The sequence below is a fragment of the Microbacterium sp. NPDC089695 genome (genome assembly GCF_044749085.1).
In the GTDB taxonomy this organism is placed as follows: domain Bacteria; phylum Actinomycetota; class Actinomycetes; order Actinomycetales; family Microbacteriaceae; genus Microbacterium.
Genome location: NZ_JBIVHG010000001.1, coordinates 927,164 through 943,515, shown reverse-complemented (window position 1 = coordinate 943,515; position 16,352 = coordinate 927,164). Strand labels below are relative to the sequence as shown.

Genomic DNA, 16,352 nt, shown 5'->3' with positions numbered 1-16,352 from the left:
CGGATGGGTACAATGTCGGAATGGCACGAGAGCGCAAGAACGAAGAGCCCGACGCACCGCGCACGGAGGGCGAATCCGCACCCAACGCGGTGTGGTTCAAGCCGGTGATGATCGGCTTCATGCTGCTCGGCCTCGCGTGGATCCTCGTGTTCTACATCTCGGGCATGCAGTTCCCGATCCCCGGACTCGACAACTGGAACCTGCTGATCGGTCTGGGCATCGCGCTGATCGGTTTCCTCATGACCACCCGCTGGCGCTAGACACCCAGCCCCCTCTGCCACGAAGGCCCCTCGCGATGCGAGGGGCCTTCTTGCGTCTCTCCGGTGTTTCCCACAGTCGTCCACAACGTCACCACAGAGTTATCCACAGGGTTGTGCACACCTGGGGAGAATTACACGCGTGTTATTCACACCTGTTAACGAACCTGTTAACAACCTCTGATCAGGTGTAGATCGACGTGATCAGCAGCGGAGGCACGATCGCGACCACCACGATCAGCACCGCCACCACCGCGATGAGCAGCAGGATCTGCGCCGTCCTCTGATCGCGCCGACGCGTGCGGGTGAGGATGAACGCGACGAGCGCTCCCACGACCGCCCCGCCGAGGTGCGCCTGCCAGGCGATGCCCCCGATGAAGAAGCCGAAGACGAAGTTGATCCCGAGGATCACGAGGATGCCGGTGACGTTGGCCCCGAGGTGACGACCGATGATGAGCAGAGCGGCCATGAGGCCGAAGATCGCCCCGGAAGCACCGACCGTGGGGGTTCCCGGAGCGATGAGCGCCACGGCCACCGAGCCGCCGAGGCCGCTGATCAGGTACAGCGCGAGGAAGCGGACACGACCGAGCATGGGCTCGAGGTTCTGCCCCAGCATCCACAGTGCGAGCATGTTCAGCGCGAGGTGGATGAACCCGCCGTGCGCGAACACCGCGGTGAGCAGACGCCACGGCTCGAAGGGTGCTCCGAACAGGTCGGGGTACAGGTAGGCGGCCGCGAACAGCAGCTGCTGCGTGATGGTTCCGCCGAGGCCGGGCACCATCTGCAGCAAACCGATGATCGAGGTGACGAGCAGCAGCGTGTACGTGACGACGGGCTTGCCGCCGCGCGCCGTGCCCATGGCCGGGCGGGTGCCCCAGCGCCGTGCCGCGCGCTTCTGGGCGGGGGTGCGGTTCTTGCGCTCCGCGGCCATGCACTCGGGGCAGATGACTCCGACCGCGGCCGGGGTCTGGCACTCGGGGCAGATGGTGCGCAGGCACCGCTGGCAGAGCACGAAGCTCTGCCGATCCGGATGCCGATAGCAGAAGTTGTCGCGGTTGTCCGCGAACTCAGGCGTGGTCATCCGGATCGGCCAGCCTCGGACTCAGGCGGCGACGATGTCGATCGACTGCAGCACGACGGGCTCGACCGGACGGTCGCCGGGGCCGGTCTGCACCGCGCCGAGTGCGTCGACGACGGCCTTGGAGGCGTCGTCGGCGACCTCGCCGAAGATCGTGTGCTTGCCCTGGAGCCACGGGGTCGGGTCGGTGGTGATGAAGAACTGCGAACCGTTCGTGCCCTCGGCCTTGCCGGTGATGGCGTTGCGGCGCAGACCGGCGTTCGCCATCGCGAGGATGTAGGGCGAATTGAAGTTCAGGTCGCCGTGGATCTCGTCGTCGAAGTTGTAGCCGGGACCGCCGACGCCCTGACCGAGCGGGTCGCCGCCCTGGATCATGAAGTTCGGGATGATGCGGTGGAAGATGACGTCCTTGTAGAGGGGTCCCTCGCCCGGCTTTCCGGTGGCGGGGTCGGTCCACTCCTGGGTGCCGTCGGCGAGGCCGACGAAGTTCTTGACCGTCTTCGGGGCGTGGTCGCCGAAGAGGTTGATGACGATGTCACCGTGGTTGGTGTGCAGGGTTGCGACATGGGAAGCGTGAGGCATGCGTCCTATTCTCGCAGAGCTTCCTCTGGACGGGCCGAGATCTAGCGCCGTTCCGCCCACGGCGCAAGCCCCGGCGATTCCCTCCCCCCTTCCAGGGTGGCGTGGCAAGATGGGGAACCCGTACTCCCAATCGACAGGAGAGCATCGTGAGCATCAGCCGCAAGCGGAAGAAGGAACTGCGTCGTCTCCAGAACGAGGCGAACCAGCTCTGGGAGAACCAGCAGATCCTCGTGGGTCACGCCGCCGATGTCGCTCGCGAGGCGGGTCGTCAGCTCGGCAACTTCGGCCGCGAGCAGGTCGGGCCCGCGGTGCAGGACACCTACAACCGCCGGGTCGTGCCCGTGCTCGACCAGGGCGCGCGCCTCGGCCGCCACGTGGTCGACGACAAGGTCGTCCCGATCGTGGGAGGCGTCGTCGGCAGCGCGCTCACCGCCTGGGACCTCGCGAACGCCAAGCGCTCCGGTCTCGAGAAGAACGTGCGCACGGCCACGAAGAACGTGCGCAAGTCGGTGCAGCCGCAGAAGCAGGGTCCGGGCCTCGGATCCGTCATCGCCGTGATCCTCGGTGTCGCCGCCGCGGTCGGCGTGCTGTACACCGCGTGGCAGGCTCTGCGCGCCGACGACGAGCTCTGGGTCGCGGACGACCCGCTCTCCGCGCCCGACGCGTGACCGGCACCGTCGATCCCTCGACCTCCGGGTCGGGGGATCCGCATGCGCGCGTGCGCGACGCGGCCGCCGCTCGCGGACTCTCGATCGAGATCCGCGAGCGTCCTGAGGCGAACAGTCTGTTCCAGGCGGCCGAACTCCTCGGCATCCCTCCGTCGGGGATCGTGAAGACCCTCGTGGTCAAGCGCTCCGACGACACCTACCTGTTCGCGCTGGTCCCGGGCGGCCGTTCGATCTCGTGGGCGAAGCTGCGAGCAGTGGTCGGGGTCAACAAGCTGCGACTCCCCGAAGCGGAGCTCGCACTCGCCGCGACCGGCTACGAGCGCGGCACCATCGTGCCGATCGGAAGCACCACGGACTGGCCCGTCTTCGCCGACGAGTCGATCGTCGGTCAGCGGATCGCGATGGGCGCCGGCGCCCACGGCTACAGCCTGTTCGTCGACGCCGACGACCTCATCGCCGCCTACGGCGCCACCGTCGCCGATATCTCGGTTCCCGAAGAGCCCCGCGTCTGATGCGCGTCGGCTGCCGTCAGAGCAGCCCGGCCATGCGGAGCGAGATGTCGACGAGCTTGACCCGTTGCAGCTCGGCCACCGAGGCCAGCGGATACCAGGCAGCCATGTCCGTCGAACCGTCGGTCTCGTAGCGGAGGCGTCCGCCGGACACGCTCGCCCGGTACACGATCCGCAACGTGTGCAGGGGCTGGTCGGAGTCGTTCACACGCTGCGAGGCGGGGATCACCCGCGAGTGGATGCCGAGCAGCTCGCCCACTTTGACGGTGTAGCCGGTCTCCTCCCGGAGCTCCCGTCGCACGGCGGCCTGAGGATCCTCGCCGGGTTCGAGACCGCCTCCCGGCATGGTCCATGCGACGCGGCGCCCCTCGATCCAGCGCGCCAGCAGCAGTCGCCCGTCGTCATCCGTGACGACTGCGTATGCCGCGACACGCATGTCCATGCCCCCACCCTAACCGCACCGGCATGTCGGCACTCCGCCTGTGTCGGCGAGAGGGCTCGATGCCGGCGTTCACCGGGAATCGATCACGAATCGAGAAGCGCGCCGCGCGCCGGCATCCCTAGGGTGAGATCATCACCGATCGAATCGACGAGAGGAGCCCGTGATGGCTGACAAGGAGACCGGCTTCAGCGCCGAGGAGCGCGAGGCCATGAAGGCGGCGGCGAGCGACAAGAAGAAGGCGCGGTCGCGTGCGAAGAAGTCGCCGGAGGAGGTGCGCGCCGAGGGCGAGGCCGACCTGAAGGAGGCGATCGCGAAGCTGTCGGCCGACGATCGGACCATCGCCGAGGGCCTGCATGCGCTCGTGACCGACGCGGCTCCCGAGCTCGTGCCGCGCACGTACTACGGGATGCCGGCGTGGGCGAAGGACGGCAAGGTGCTGTGCTTCTTCCAGCCCGCGAGCAAGTTCAAGACCCGCTACGGCACGTTCGGGTTCGAGCAGCCGGCGAACCTCGACGACGGCACGCTCTGGCCCACGGCGTACGCCGTTCTCGAGCTGGACGACGCGAACACGGCGTTCTTGGCGGAGCGGGTGCGGGCTGCCGTGAGCTGAGGATGCCGGCGGCGGCGCGCGCTCGGAATTGTATATCGGCATATTTTTGGATCCTGTCGAACAATCCGATATTCCTAGGTGAATGAGTATCTTCACCCGACTCGGCGGGGCCACGCTCGCCGCCGCCGCCATCGCCGTCACCGGACTCCTCGTGGCGCCCGCCCCCTCCGCCTCCGCCCACGGATTCGTGAGCGGAGCGTCTTCCTCGCTGATCTCGCGGGCCGCGTGGTCTGCGAACTCCGACCGCGGTGCCGTGCAGTTCGAGCCGCAGAGTCTCGAAGCACCCAAAGGCTTCCCCGCCGGGGGACCGGCCGACGGCCAGCTCGCGTCTGCGGGCGGCCTGTTCGGCGGTGCGCTCGACGAGCAGTCCTCGACGCGCTGGGCCAAGAACGTCGTGCAGACGGGCCCCGTGCAGATCGAATGGACGCTGACGGCAGCGCATCGCACCGGCCAGTGGCGCTACTTCATCACGAAGGCGGGCTGGAACCCGGACGACAAACTCGAGCGCTCGGACTTCGAACTCCTGGCCACGTTCGACGGCAACGGCGACATCCCGAGCAAGAGCACGGTGCACACGCTGAACATCCCGGCGGATCGCACCGGCTACCAGATCATCTACGCGGTGTGGGACATCGCCGACACGACCAACGCGTTCTACAACACCATCGACCTCGACGTCCGCGCCGGGGGCACGGGTGCGCCGACGACCCCTGTGACTCCGGTGACTCCGGTCACTCCCGTCACGCCGCCGGTCACCCCGCCGGTCACGCCGCCGGTCACGCCGCCGACGAACCCGGTGGTTCCGCCGGTCACCCCTGTCACGCCGCCGGTCACCCCTGTCACCCCGCCGGTCACCCCGGTTACCCCGACGGGTGATGTGTCGGCATGGAGCCCCTTCGGAACCTACGTCGTCGGAGACCTGCGCGAGCACGAGGGCATCGTGTACCGCGCGCTGCAGTCGCACCAGGGGTGGGGCGACAGTTCGTGGATCACGGCGCCGGCCCTCTGGCAGCCCGTGGCGACCGCCCAGCCGCACGACCACGACCACGACCACAGTCACTGACCGGCATCCGCTGCACGCGTTCGGGAGGAGATCTCACGATACGGAGGAGATTTCGGACAGAATCCTCCTCCCCAGTGAGAGATCTCCTCCCGGAGCGTGCACAACGAGACCGCCCCTCCCTGGTGCAGGGAGGGGCGGTCTTCGCATGCGGGGGTCAGGCCTCCATGCGACGGCGCTTCACGAGAAGCACACCGCCGGCGACCAGCAGACCGAGCATCAGCGCGATCAGCGCGACCGGCTCTGCTCCGCCGGTACCCGCGAGGCCGTCGCCCGTGGCGGCCGCGGCCGTCACGGTGAGGGCCCCCTGGGCGCTGAGCCCGGATGCCGTGCCCTCGACGATCAGCGTGTGCTGACCGACCGGGGCGTTCGCCGGGATCGTCACGGTCGTGCGGAATGCTCCGCTGCCGTCGGCCGTGACCTCGCCGAGGCGGATCGGGTCGGAGTGCAGCGTGATCGTGATGAGTTCACCGGCTGCGAAGCCGCGGCCCGAGAGCTCGAGCGTTCCGCCCTGAACGATCGTCGACAGTCCGAGCACGATCTCGGCCTCGAGCACCGGCATGCTGCGCACGTCGATCGTCAGCGGGGCCGACGTCGACGGGCGGAACGCATCCGGGTCGGAGGGGACGAACCGCGCCGTGTAGGTGTGCTCTCCCGAGGTCGCGATCGTGATGTCAGCCGTCGCGACGCCCGCCGAGACGTTCGCGGAGCCCACCACGACCTCGCCCTCCAGGAACTCCACCTGACCGGCGGCGCCCGCGGGCTGGACCGTGGCGATCAGCGGGATCGCCTCTCCGGCCACGGGGTCGTCGGATCCCGACGTCAACGTCACCGAGGTGTTCTTCGGTGCCGTCGGGTCGCCGACCACCAGGAGCGAGGCACGTGCCTCGACCTTCGACACGTCGCCGAGGGCCACGACCGGGTGATCGCCGTCGACCGCACCGGAGGGAACCGTGATGTCACCGTTGATCGTGCCGTCGTCCTCGGCGGTCACGACCACCGGCTCCTCGGCGTCGATGCGGATCGCGACGCTCTCACCCGGTGCGAAGCCCTCGCCCGTGATCGTCACCGTCTCACCGGGCGCCGCCTGCGCGGGTGCCTGGATCGTCGGCTCGTAGACGGGCACCGGATCGGCGACCGTGATCGTGAGCTGCGTCGCGGCGGACTTCACACCGTCGTCCGCCGTGACCGTCACGGTGTACGCACCGGCCGTGGCGTACGTGTGGCCGCCGGCGACCGATCCGTCGGTCACGTCGACCGCGGAGACGGGTGATCCGTCGCCCCAGTTGACGATCGCGCTCGTCTCGCCCGTGCCGCCGACGACCGTCGCGAGCGTCGCGTCGAACTCCACGCCCGTGACCTGCTCGTCGACCGTGCCGGGGGTGAGGGCCAGATCCGCGGCCGCCGAGCGGTCGCCGTCCGAGGCGATCGCGAAGATGTGCACGCGTCCGTCGTTCAGCGAACCCGCCTCCTTCGGCATCGTGAGCGACTCGACGACCTTCGGCTTCCCGTCTCCGTCGACCGCGAGCGGGATCGGGGCGGTGGCGTAGATCGCCGTGTTCTTGACGCTCGACTCCGCGGCCGTCCCGGAGAGTCGTCCCTCCGAGATCGTGAGCACCGTGTTGCCCTTGTAGGGGTTGCCGGATGCTCCGACCCAATCGCCGAGACTGATCGTCACGGTCTGGCTGCTGCCGTCGGTGAAGTGCAGCACGGCATCCGAGTCGCGGTTGCTCTCGGTGGCCGTGCCGATGAACGACAGCTGCGTCGCGCCCGTGCCGAGCGACACCTTGACGGTCTGACCCTCGCCCGTGATGTTGTCGGGTGCTCCGGCCGGCACGGCCGGGAGGTCGTACGTCAGCGTCGTGTTCGGGATCGTGAGGGTCTCGCCCTGCACGAAGCCGTCGGCGATGAGCTTGTCGCGGAAGTAGCCGTGACCCTGCGAGTCGCAGTTCGCCGCCGTGAGACCGAGATCACCGATGCAGACGTTGTTGAAGCCGCCGATCAGCGTCTCGTCGCGGAAGACCTCGACCGACGCGGTGGCCTGCGCCGCCGCTCCGCTCGAATCCCGCACCGTGACGACCGCCGAGTACGTGCCGGGAGCCGTGAAGGTGTGCGGGGCGCTCACCTTCCATCCGCCCAGTTCGTCGCGCGTCAGCACGGCATCCGCCGTCTCACCGCCGTCGCCGTAGTCGACCGTGACGTCGTAGCCCGACGCCTCGGTCTCGGTGCCGACGATCGTGGCGAGCGAGCCCGTGAACTCCGCGCCGACCGCGACGCGCTGCGGTGCACCGGCGGCGATCGAGAGTCCGTCGGCCGCGGAGGCCGAGGCGAACAGCTCGACCTCCGACAGCGCGAGCGGTGCTCCGGCGCTCTTCAGGCTGAGCTTGACGCTCGTGTAGCCTCCCGTCGCCTGTGTCGTGAACGGCCTGGTCTGCGAATCCCACGTGAAGGTCTCGCCCTCACGGCTGTCGAGCTCGGTCCAGGTCGTGCCGTCCATCGAGCCCGACAGCGTCCAGCTCGCCGGAGCCGCGGCCTTCGACGCACTCGTGAGCGTGTACTGGCCGACCGACACCGGGCCGGACTGCGAGGTCCACACCAGCTCGGTCGCGTCGCCCGCGAACGTGACGGTCGAGTTCATGTTGTCGTCCACGAGCGAGCCGACGGGGGTGCCGTCGGTCGCCGCGAGCGCGCCGCGACCGGGCTTGGTCGCATCCACGAGCGTGGTCGGGACCTCGAGCTCCTCGCCCAGATCCTTCGCGCCCCATGCGGACGGCGTCTCGCTCATCGTGAAGTCGATCGTGCCGCCGGCGCGCACGAGGTCGCCGTCGAACGTGGTCTCGTCGATCGGCTGGCCGTTGATGCTGACGCCCGCGACGTAGTCGGCGCCCTCGGAGGCACCGGGCGCGTTGACCACAAGGTCGGTGTCGCCGATCGACAGCGTCGCGCTGTCGAACAACGGGGTGCCGACCGTGTAGTCGCCCGATCCCACTTCGAGCGGGTAGAAGCCGAGCGCCGAGAAGACGTACCAGGCCGAGAATTCGCCGTTGTCCTCATCGCCCGGGTAGCCCTGGCCGATGTCGGATCCGACGAACAGGCGGTCCTGGATGTCGCGGATCAGCGCCTGCGCCCCCGAGGGGTCGCCCGCCTCGGCGAGCACGTAGGGGATGTGATGCGCGATCTGGTTCGACATGCCCAGCATCCCGAGCCGCACGTCACGTGCTTCCCGCGCCTCGTGGATGCCGGAGTAGTCGGCCTTCTCGCGCACGGTGAGGAAGTCGTGCATGACGTCGAGCAACTGCTGACGTCCGCCGTACAGCGCCGCGAGGCCGTCGACGTCGTGCGGGGCGTGGAAGCCGAAGGTCCACGCGCTGGCCTCGGTGAACGCACCGCCCCACGCCTTCTTGTCGAACTCGGCGCCCGACGTCCACGAGCCGTCGGCGTTGCGCGACGTGAACGTGCCGGCCTCCGGGTTGAACATCTCGCCGAAGTGCTCGGCGCGCGCCTCGAAGTAGGTCGCCTCCTCCTTCAGCTGCGCAACGCGGTCGGCCGGGGTGTTCGGGTCGTCCGCGAGCTTCTTCGCCATCTCGGCGATGCCGAAGTCGTTGATGTAACCCTCGAGTCCCCACGAGGCGCTCTCGTGGGTCGTCGCCTCGGTGTACCCGAGGAAGATCGACTGGGCGAGTCCCTTGCGGCCCACGGCGTTGGATGCCGGGAGCACGGTGGCGTTCTTCACAGCCGCGTCGTACGCCTCGAGCGCCGTGTCGGTGTCGAGGGCGCCGGCGAGGTAGGCGTCGGCGAAGGCGACGTCGGAGCTCGTGCCGGTCATGAGGTCGGCGTAGCCGGGGGAGGACCACCGGGCGACCCATCCGCCGTCGCGGTACTGCTGCACGAAGCCGTCGACGAGCTCCTCGGTCACGTCGGGGTAGAGCAGGGAGTACAGCGGCCAGGCCGTGCGGTAGGTGTCCCAGAACCCGTTGTTGACGTAGATCTTGCCGTCGACGATCTTCGCGTTGGTGCGGGTGTCGGTCGCGGATCCGCTGGTCGCCGACACCGGGCTCGCGTACTGGTAGACCGGGTCGGCCTCGGAGCCCGTGTTCTCGAACTGCGAGTTCGGGTAGAGGTTCAGGCGGTACAGGCTCGAGTACAGCGTCACGAGCTGCGTGTCGGTCGCACCCTTGACGTCGTGGATGACGCCGAGACGGTCGTTCCACGCGTCGCGCACCGCGGCGTGCGCATCCTCGAACGAGACGCCCTGCAGCTCGAACTCGTGGTTCTTCTGAGCCTGGTCCTGCGAGATGAACGACGACGACAGGCGCAGCTCGACGGTCTTGTCGCTGCTGGTGTCGAACGCGGCGTAGCGCGCGGTGCCGTTGCGGTCGCCCACGGTGGTCGGGCCCGCCGTGATCGGCGCCCGGTCGAACGTGCCGTACACGAACATGCGCGTGCGCCCGGGCCAGCCGGAGCCGCCGTCGACCCAGCCCGAGACCGTGTCGCCGGTGACCTGCAGCTTCGACGAGTTCACGAGCTGGTCGACGAGGATCGAGCTCGTGTCGCCGGTGAACTCGAAGCGGTAGATCGCGCCGTGGTCGGTGGCGGTCACGGCGGTCCTGATGCCGTTGTCGAACTCGACGTCGTAGATGTCGGGCCGCGCGGTCTCGTTCTCGTGGTGGAACGCGAGCTTGCGGTCGTTGAGCGACGAGGTGGGGTTGCCGTTCGCGGCGGGCAGCACGGCGATCTGGTTGCGGTCGCCCATCCAGATGCTCGGCTGGTGCGAGAACCCGATGCCGTTCAGGGCGGGGAGGTTCTGCGCGTTGTTGGCCCGCTGGTACTGGTAGATCGTGCCCACGTTGTCGGCGTTCGTCATCGGGGTGATGAAGTTGAAGCCGTTCGGCCAGGCCGTCGCCGGCAGGTTGTTGCCGCGCGAGAAGCCGCCGGTGGAGTTCGTGCCGCGACGCGTGTCGACGTACGACACGAGGCCGTCGGATGTGTCGAGTGCCGTGGCCGCGTCGATCTCGACGTCGTCGAGCCACCCGCTGAAGGCCGTCGCGCCGGTGGGCGTCTCGACGCCCTTCACGTCGGCGCCGGGGTGGTCGTAGGTGAAGAGGATGTCGTCGACCGTGCGACCGGCGAACTGCCCCAGGTCTACCGTGACCTTGTTCCACTGGTTCGGCCAGAGGACGTTGGCCTGGCCCTGCTCGCGGGCGTTGGCACCGTAGCCGTAGGAGTCGACGGCGCCGCTCGTGGAGAGTCGGGTGCCGTCGTCGAACGTGAGGTCGACGGCCACGAAGGTGGCGGCGTAGGTCTGCTCGCCGTCGAGCACGGGGAAGACGAGGTACGAGAGCTCACTGTCATCGGCGACGTCGATCGCGACGTCGTCGTAGAGCACGCTGGTCGACGAGGCGGGGCCGGCGTCGAGGTGGCGGCCGACGTACTGCAGCGCCTTGGTGCCGGTGAAGCCGACGCCCGTCTTCGCGGTGTCGGAGCTGGTGGGGCCGCTGCCGATCTGCAGCATCAGGTCGGACGGTTCGGGTGTCGCGCCCGCGACGGCGATCGGCTCCCAGCCGGCGAGCTGCACGATCGTGCTGGTGCTCGAGCGGGTGGCGAGCACGTCGAGGCGGTAGTAGAGGTACCCGGCGCTCGGCGTCGCGAGGGTGAACGAGCGCGTCTCGCCGCGGCCCGAGAAGAGCTCGCCGCTGCGCTCGTCGACCGTCACCCAGTCGGTGCCGTTGTTCGAGGCCTGCACGCGGAAGTCCTTGGGGTCGCGGCCGGACTCGTCGTTCGCCGAGGTGAGCGTGTAGCTGACCATGGGCTGCGCCTCGGTGAGCTGGTACTGCAGCCAGCCCGTCTTCGCGAAGGCGAGCCACTTGGTCGACGCGTTGCCGTCGGCGGCGAACGCCGAGGCCTCACCGGGAGCGTTCTGCGCGGATGCCGTCACGGCGGCGACCCCGTCGAGCACGCTGCCCGGCGCGAAACGGCTGCCGGTGACGTTGACGGCTTCGCCGGTACCGGCGAGCACGGGCGCGGTATCGCCCGTCTCGAACGACGAGGCGAAGACGGTATCGGCGGCGGCCGTCGCCGACATCGGCGTCAGCATGGCCAGGCCGACGGTCGCCGCGACGCCGGCGGCCGCCCAGGATCGTCGGGCGGGTCGTGCGCTCATCGGGGTGGGGACCCTCATGGTTGCTCCTCTAACTCCACTGCGGTGTGTCGTCCGATTTATGACATCGCTGTCATATGCTGAGGACGCTACCACAGGGGCATCGCCGCAGGGAAGGACGAGTCCCGAACACGCACCGGAGGCCGACCGCGCACCGGTCATACGCGCACCGGTCATAATGGGCTATCCGCGCCGAGAGGCCACGAAGGGGATCCATGTCTCGAACAGAAGGCGGCACCGCGCCGCGCCCCACGCTCGCGCAGGTCGCCGCCCGCGCCGGGGTCAGCCTCAAGACCGCGTCGCGCGCCCTCGGCGGAGAGTCGTACGTGAGCGAGAAGACCCTCGCCAGCGTGCTGACGGCCGCGGCCGAACTCGACTACCAGCGCAACGCCGCGGCGAGCCTGCTCGCGAGCGGGCGGCTCGCCGACTCGATCGGCCTGATCACCGGCGACGTCACCAACCCGTTCTACTCTGCGCTCGCACAGGCCATCGAAGACGAGATCCGCCCGCGGGGCATGCACCTGTCCGTCGCGAACTCACGCGAGTCGGCCGAGCAGGAGCAGCACGTCGCCGGCGACCTCGCCGACCGCCAGACGACGGCGGTCATCACGGTGTCCGCCATGACCGATCACAGCGGATATGCGCAGCTGCAGGCCCGTGGCATCCCCGTCGTCTTCGTCGACCGCCCCGCCGAGAACCTCGCCGCGGACTCGGCCGTGTTCGACAACCACGAGGGCGGGCGTCTTGCGGCCAGGCACCTCATCGAGGCCGGACATCGGCGCATCGCGTTCATCGGCGACTACGCGTGGCTGCCGACGTACCGGCAGCGTCTCGCCGGCATGGGGGAGGTGCTCGACGAGACCGACGCGGAGTGGCGCGACCTCCTGCGCACCGATGCCCACGACGTCGCCTCCTCGCGAGCGTGCATGCGCGATCTGCTCGCGCTCGACGAGCCGCCGACCGCCGTGGTGGCGGGGAACAACCGCATCCTGCTCGGCGTCATGGAGGAGGTGGCGGAGCGCCGGGACGCGCCCGCGGTGATCGGCTTCGACGACCCGGAGTGGGCGCGCGTGCTCGGCGTCAGCGTCGTCACGGGAGACGTCGAGGACCTCGGGCGGCAGGCCGCTCGCCTCGCCGTGGCGCGGCTGGGCGACCGGACCCGCCCGGTCGAGACCGTCACGGTGCCGATGCGCCTGATCGCCAGGCGGTCGACCACAGGCTGACCCGAGGTCCTGCCAGGCCCGGGCGGTCACCTGCTCAGCACCGCGAGCGCCTCCTCCGCCGTGACGAGATCGGCCATCGTCACCGCGCGCGTCCGCGACGATGACGCCCGTTCCGCGACCCGCACCACGGCGAGCGCCGTGAGCCGCCCCGTAGCCTCGGACTGTCCACGTCCCTCCGCCGAGCGCTGCCGACCGGTGCCCCGGTCGCGCACCACGACGTGCCAGGCGTCGGAGCCCCAGTGCGGCGCCGCGTTCAGCATCCCGCGCAGCGCCGGCATGCGCCCCACGAGCGAGAGGGCCGCGGTGAGCGGCGCCGAACCGAGCGTCAGCCAGCTGCGGACGGGGCGATCGAGATCGTCGAGGAGCATGTGATCGGGGAAGTCGGCCCGCAGGTACCGACGTGCTCGACCATCCGGGCCGGCCGCCCGCAGGCTCTCGCGGAGGTTCTGCACGTCGCCTCCCTCGGGAGGACGATGCACGGGGGTGCCGACGAGCCCCGCGGTCCAGTCCACGGCCGCCGGCCCGTGCTTCTCGCCGGCGCCGAGCATCACCAGGACGTCGAGATCGCCGGCATCCGTCTCCTCCGCGACGGCCCGCGCGAGGATCGTGCTCAGTCCGGGAGCGAGCCCCGCGCCGAGCACGACGGGACCCATCGACGAGGATCGCAGCCGTTCCAGGTACGAGCCGGTCGCGGAGATGTCGACGAGCGGAGTGGCACGGGTCGCCGAGGCGAGCTCAGCGCGTTCGACGCCGGAGGCGTTGACGACCACGTCGTGCGCTGCGGCGAGCGTCGCGATGGGGGAGAGGTCGGCATGCAGATCGACGCGCGCGCCACCGGAGGACGCACGACTCGCGGCCGTGACCTCGTGCCCCGCGTCTTCCAGCTCGCGACGGACGACCGTGCCCACGGCACCGCGGGCTCCGAGCACCAGCGCCCTCATCGAGGACGACCTGGTTCGCGCGCTGTGGTCATGGTGGTCCTCTCCGTGGGTCGGCGAGCATGCGGGCGGCGCCACCCGCAGGAATTCGGGGAGGATTCCGAGAGGAGACGCCAGGCGAATGCGGGGTTCTCCTCCATCATCCGAGGGCGCACGGGCCACGACCGCGCTCGCTTGCGGAATCTGCAAGGATGACCGGATGGATGCCGACACCGCCGCGACCCTCGCCGCCATCGGCCCTCGACTGCGCCGCCTGCGCACGCGCCGAGCGCTCACTCTGGACGCCGCGTCCGCGCGCGCGGGACTCTCGACCAGCACCCTCTCGCGCATCGAGACCGGTCGCCGTCAGCCGACGCTCGACGTGCTCCTGCCGCTCGCCCGCGTCTACGAGGTATCACTCGACCATCTCATCGCCGCTCCGCAGACCGGCGACCCCCGTATCCACCTCGAGCCGCGACGCCTCATCGCCGGCGGCGTCGCCGTGCACCTCGCGCAGAACCCGGGAGGGATGCAGGTGTTCAAGCACGTGATCGGGCCCCGCGAGCCCGTGCTCGTGACGCACGAGGGCCACGCGTGGATCTCGGTGCTGTCGGGACGGCTGCGGCTGCTGCTCCGAGGGGCCGAGCACGTGATCGAGCCGGGTGAGATCGTCGAGTTCGACGCCTCGTCGCCGCACTGGTTCGGACCGGCCGACGATCTGTCGGTCGAGATCCTGCACATGTTCGGACCCGAGGGTCAGCGTCCGACCACCCGTGACGTGAGCTGAATCTCGCGGGCCGCGCCGCGGCGGTGCACCGCCCGAAGGAGGCCCTGCAGTTGCGCCCGCGCCACGGCCGGATGCTCCGGGTGCCACTGCACCCCCAGGAACGGCAGCGTCTCGTGCGCGATCGCCTCGATCACCCCGTCGTCGGCATGCAGCACGGCGTGCAGACCGCGCCCGAGCTCGTCCACCGCCTGGTGGTGCGTGCACAGCGCAGGCGGCAGGAGTCCTGGAGCCAGCGTCGCGATCCCCGGCACGGCAACGTCGACGAAGGGATCGGCCCCCGTGCCCCGGTGTCCGCTCACGTGCTGGCGGAGGGTGCCTCCGAGCGCGACGTTCAGCAGCTGGTGCCCCCGGCAGATGCCGAGCAGCGGGCGTCGCTGGCTCACGGCATCCATGATCACCGCGATCTGCAGGCGGTCGGCGCGCCGCTCGTAGGGCGTGCGCGTCGGGCGCCGGTCGCTCTGCGCGTAGAGCGACGGGTCGATGTCGTCGCCGTCCAGGAGCACCACGACGTCCGCTTCCCGCGAGGCCCGGCGCAGGGTGTGCTCGGGATCGGAGCCGGCGGCATGCAGCGACGCCGTCCACCCCATATCCTCGACCGCCGCGACGGCCGAGCCGTTGAGCGCGTCGAGGAGCCGCTGGTACTCCGCGCCGGCACGCGGACGCCGGGTGCGGACATGGAACAGCGCGACGTGCATACGACCAGGTAAGTCGTGAGAACAATCCCAGGTCAAATACCTTTTCGGATGCGGATTGATAGCGTTTCGCTCGCAATGCGCCCGTAACGCCGCGGTAATACGACGCCCGTATCGTGCCGTCATGGAACTCCGTCAACTGCGCTACTTCATGGCGGTCGCCGACGAGCTCCATTTCGGCCGAGCAGCCCGGCGCCTGCACATGTCCCAGCCGCCGCTGAGCGTGCAGGTCGGACGCCTCGAACGCGAGGTGGGCCTGCCGCTCTTCGAACGCAGCACCCGACGCGTCTCGCTCACTCCGGCAGGGCGGCATCTGCAGGAGCGGGCGCGCAGGATCCTCGACGAGGTCGACGCCGTGCGCGCCGAGATGCGCGACTACGTCGACGGGCTCGCCGGCCAGCTCACCGCCGGCTTCGTGACCTCGGCGAACTACACCGTGCTCCCCGAGGTGGTGCGCCTGTTCCGCGCGCGCCGCGACCGTGTGGCCCTCACGCTGCTGCCGCTCACCTCCGGCGAGCAGTTCGACCGCCTGCGCGACGGATCGATCGATGTCGGGATCGTGCGCGACGAGTTCCCGGATGCCGGGTCGTCACAGCCGCGGCTCGTCACCGAGGTCGTGTTCGAGGAGCGTCTCGTGCTCTGCCTCCCGATCGGCCATGCGCTCGCCCGCCGCGACGAGGTCACCCCCGACGAGGCCGCCTCCGTGCCGATGATCACGTATCCGCGCGCGCTGATGCCGGGCTTCGTCGGCCGTGTGCACGACGTCTTGGGCGTGAGCGCGGGAGGGCTGCACGTCGCCGAGGAGGTCGTGCACCAGGAGACCGCCCTCGGGTTCGTCGCCGCGGGCGTCGGCGGCAGCATCCTGCCCGAGTCCGTGCGGCAGCTCGTCCCGCCGTCGATCGCCGTCGTACCGCTCGCCGGCTCGCCGACGACCCGACTGATGGCCGCGCGACGGATGCCGTCGACCGACGACGCGGTCTCGGGCGCGTTCATCTCGTGCCTGCACGACGCGGCATCATCGCTCGCGCGCGTCTGACCCGGCGCCGCGGGATCACACGAGGTCGAAGTACCCGCCGTAGGGGAGATCGAGGTCGCCCGTGTCACGCGGGTCGAACGCGACCGTCGCCACGCTGATCGTCACGTGCGTGCGCGGGGTGACGAGCACGCTCACGGAGCGGTTGCCGACCACGGTCATGTCGACGAACACGCCCGCGGTCTCGACGGCGGCCTCGATCCGACGACGCAGGTCCTCCACCTTCTGGTCCTGAGAGAGGAGGAAGCTTGTCCCGTCGACGGTCACCTCGGTTCTGATCATCGTCTTCGCTTCGCTCATGCCCCGAACGGTACGCCGATCCGGGCATGAGGGAGAG

General features: G+C 69.7%; 15 protein-coding genes. 8 read left to right on the top strand and 7 right to left on the bottom strand.

Going from position 1 to position 16,352, the window contains the following annotated elements; all coding sequences use genetic code 11:
- Positions 1–20: 20 nt before the first annotated feature.
- The gene (locus ACIPYT_RS04690; RefSeq protein ID WP_401071110.1) at positions 21–260 is read left to right on the top strand and encodes a cell division protein CrgA; all 240 of its coding nucleotides are present in this window, start codon (positions 21–23) and stop codon (positions 258–260) included.
- A gap of 181 nt (positions 261–441) precedes the next feature.
- On the opposite strand, the gene ACIPYT_RS04685 is transcribed toward ACIPYT_RS04690, so the two are convergent.
- Both ACIPYT_RS04685 and ACIPYT_RS04680 read right to left on the bottom strand, forming a co-directional pair.
- Positions 442–1,338, bottom strand: a complete 897-nt coding sequence (locus ACIPYT_RS04685) for a rhomboid family intramembrane serine protease (RefSeq protein ID WP_401071108.1) — start codon at positions 1,336–1,338, stop codon at positions 442–444.
- Between the two features lie 21 nt (positions 1,339–1,359).
- Positions 1,360–1,917 carry a peptidylprolyl isomerase gene (locus tag ACIPYT_RS04680; RefSeq protein WP_401071106.1) on the bottom strand — a complete coding sequence of 186 codons (558 nt, stop codon included), beginning with the start codon at positions 1,915–1,917 and terminating at the stop codon, positions 1,360–1,362.
- A 146-nt stretch (positions 1,918–2,063) separates the two neighbouring features.
- Here ACIPYT_RS04680 and ACIPYT_RS04675 point away from each other — a divergent pair, with 146 nt between their 5' ends.
- Both ACIPYT_RS04675 and ACIPYT_RS04670 read left to right on the top strand, forming a co-directional pair.
- Entirely contained in the window at positions 2,064–2,585 is a 522-nt protein-coding gene (locus ACIPYT_RS04675; RefSeq protein WP_401071104.1) for a DNA helicase, read from the top strand.
- Between the two features lie 50 nt (positions 2,586–2,635).
- Positions 2,636–3,097, top strand: a complete 462-nt coding sequence (locus tag ACIPYT_RS04670; RefSeq protein WP_401074742.1) for an aminoacyl-tRNA deacylase — start codon at positions 2,636–2,638, stop codon at positions 3,095–3,097.
- Positions 3,098–3,113: 16 nt separating this feature from the next.
- Here ACIPYT_RS04670 and ACIPYT_RS04665 read toward each other — a convergent pair whose 3' ends face one another.
- Entirely contained in the window at positions 3,114–3,536 is a 423-nt protein-coding gene (locus tag ACIPYT_RS04665; protein ID WP_401071103.1) for an NUDIX hydrolase, read from the bottom strand.
- 163 nt (positions 3,537–3,699) lie between these two features.
- Between ACIPYT_RS04665 and ACIPYT_RS04660 the strand changes: the two genes are divergently transcribed.
- Entirely contained in the window at positions 3,700–4,146 is a 447-nt protein-coding gene (locus ACIPYT_RS04660) for an iron chaperone (RefSeq protein WP_401071101.1), read from the top strand.
- Positions 4,147–4,228: 82 nt separating this feature from the next.
- Positions 4,229–5,209, top strand: a complete 981-nt coding sequence (locus tag ACIPYT_RS04655) for a lytic polysaccharide monooxygenase (protein ID WP_401071099.1) — start codon at positions 4,229–4,231, stop codon at positions 5,207–5,209.
- Positions 5,210–5,363: 154 nt separating this feature from the next.
- Here the strand turns inward: ACIPYT_RS04655 and ACIPYT_RS04650 are convergent, their stop codons facing one another.
- Positions 5,364–11,384, bottom strand: a complete 6,021-nt coding sequence (locus tag ACIPYT_RS04650; RefSeq protein ID WP_401071098.1) for a GH92 family glycosyl hydrolase — start codon at positions 11,382–11,384, stop codon at positions 5,364–5,366.
- A gap of 194 nt (positions 11,385–11,578) precedes the next feature.
- Here ACIPYT_RS04650 and ACIPYT_RS04645 point away from each other — a divergent pair, with 194 nt between their 5' ends.
- A complete protein-coding gene (locus ACIPYT_RS04645) occupies positions 11,579–12,586 on the top strand; it encodes a LacI family DNA-binding transcriptional regulator (protein ID WP_401071096.1) in 1,008 nt (335 codons plus the stop codon).
- 26 nt (positions 12,587–12,612) lie between these two features.
- Here ACIPYT_RS04645 and ACIPYT_RS04640 read toward each other — a convergent pair whose 3' ends face one another.
- On the bottom strand, positions 12,613–13,515 hold the full coding sequence (locus tag ACIPYT_RS04640) for a hypothetical protein (protein WP_401071094.1): 903 nt from the start codon (positions 13,513–13,515) through the stop codon (positions 12,613–12,615).
- 208 nt (positions 13,516–13,723) lie between these two features.
- Between ACIPYT_RS04640 and ACIPYT_RS04635 the strand changes: the two genes are divergently transcribed.
- Positions 13,724–14,290, top strand: coding sequence for a helix-turn-helix domain-containing protein (locus ACIPYT_RS04635; RefSeq protein WP_401071092.1), 567 nt, complete (start codon positions 13,724–13,726; stop codon positions 14,288–14,290).
- Here ACIPYT_RS04635 and ACIPYT_RS04630 read toward each other — a convergent pair.
- Positions 14,260–14,985 carry a gamma-glutamyl-gamma-aminobutyrate hydrolase family protein gene (locus ACIPYT_RS04630; RefSeq protein WP_401071090.1) on the bottom strand — a complete coding sequence of 242 codons (726 nt, stop codon included), beginning with the start codon at positions 14,983–14,985 and terminating at the stop codon, positions 14,260–14,262. The genes ACIPYT_RS04635 and ACIPYT_RS04630 overlap by 31 nt on opposite strands.
- A 121-nt stretch (positions 14,986–15,106) precedes the next feature.
- Here ACIPYT_RS04630 and ACIPYT_RS04625 point away from each other — a divergent pair, with 121 nt between their 5' ends.
- On the top strand, positions 15,107–16,018 hold the full coding sequence (locus ACIPYT_RS04625) for a LysR family transcriptional regulator (RefSeq protein WP_401071088.1): 912 nt from the start codon (positions 15,107–15,109) through the stop codon (positions 16,016–16,018).
- 15 nt (positions 16,019–16,033) lie between these two features.
- Here ACIPYT_RS04625 and ACIPYT_RS04620 read toward each other — a convergent pair whose 3' ends face one another.
- Positions 16,034–16,315, bottom strand: coding sequence for a hypothetical protein (locus tag ACIPYT_RS04620; protein WP_401071086.1), 282 nt, complete (start codon positions 16,313–16,315; stop codon positions 16,034–16,036).
- Between the last annotated feature and the right edge of the window lie 37 nt (positions 16,316–16,352).

Bases quoted from the DNA above. Each gene is read 5' to 3' on its own strand.
- ACIPYT_RS04645 (WP_401071096.1), top strand. From the start codon at position 11,579: ATGTCTCGAACAGAAGGCGGCACCGCGCCGCGCCCCACGCTCGCGCAG.
- ACIPYT_RS04650 (WP_401071098.1), bottom strand. From the start codon at position 11,384: ATGAGGGTCCCCACCCCGATGAGCGCACGACCCGCCCGACGATCCTGG.
- ACIPYT_RS04635 (WP_401071092.1), top strand. From the start codon at position 13,724: ATGGATGCCGACACCGCCGCGACCCTCGCCGCCATCGGCCCTCGACTG.
- ACIPYT_RS04655 (WP_401071099.1), top strand. From the start codon at position 4,229: ATGAGTATCTTCACCCGACTCGGCGGGGCCACGCTCGCCGCCGCCGCC.
- ACIPYT_RS04665 (WP_401071103.1), bottom strand. From the start codon at position 3,536: ATGGACATGCGTGTCGCGGCATACGCAGTCGTCACGGATGACGACGGG.
- ACIPYT_RS04620 (WP_401071086.1), bottom strand. From the start codon at position 16,315: ATGAGCGAAGCGAAGACGATGATCAGAACCGAGGTGACCGTCGACGGG.
- ACIPYT_RS04625 (WP_401071088.1), top strand. From the start codon at position 15,107: ATGGAACTCCGTCAACTGCGCTACTTCATGGCGGTCGCCGACGAGCTC.
- ACIPYT_RS04685 (WP_401071108.1), bottom strand. From the start codon at position 1,338: ATGACCACGCCTGAGTTCGCGGACAACCGCGACAACTTCTGCTATCGG.
- ACIPYT_RS04690 (WP_401071110.1), top strand. From the start codon at position 21: ATGGCACGAGAGCGCAAGAACGAAGAGCCCGACGCACCGCGCACGGAG.
- ACIPYT_RS04680 (WP_401071106.1), bottom strand. From the start codon at position 1,917: ATGCCTCACGCTTCCCATGTCGCAACCCTGCACACCAACCACGGTGAC.
- ACIPYT_RS04630 (WP_401071090.1), bottom strand. From the start codon at position 14,985: ATGCACGTCGCGCTGTTCCATGTCCGCACCCGGCGTCCGCGTGCCGGC.
- ACIPYT_RS04660 (WP_401071101.1), top strand. From the start codon at position 3,700: ATGGCTGACAAGGAGACCGGCTTCAGCGCCGAGGAGCGCGAGGCCATG.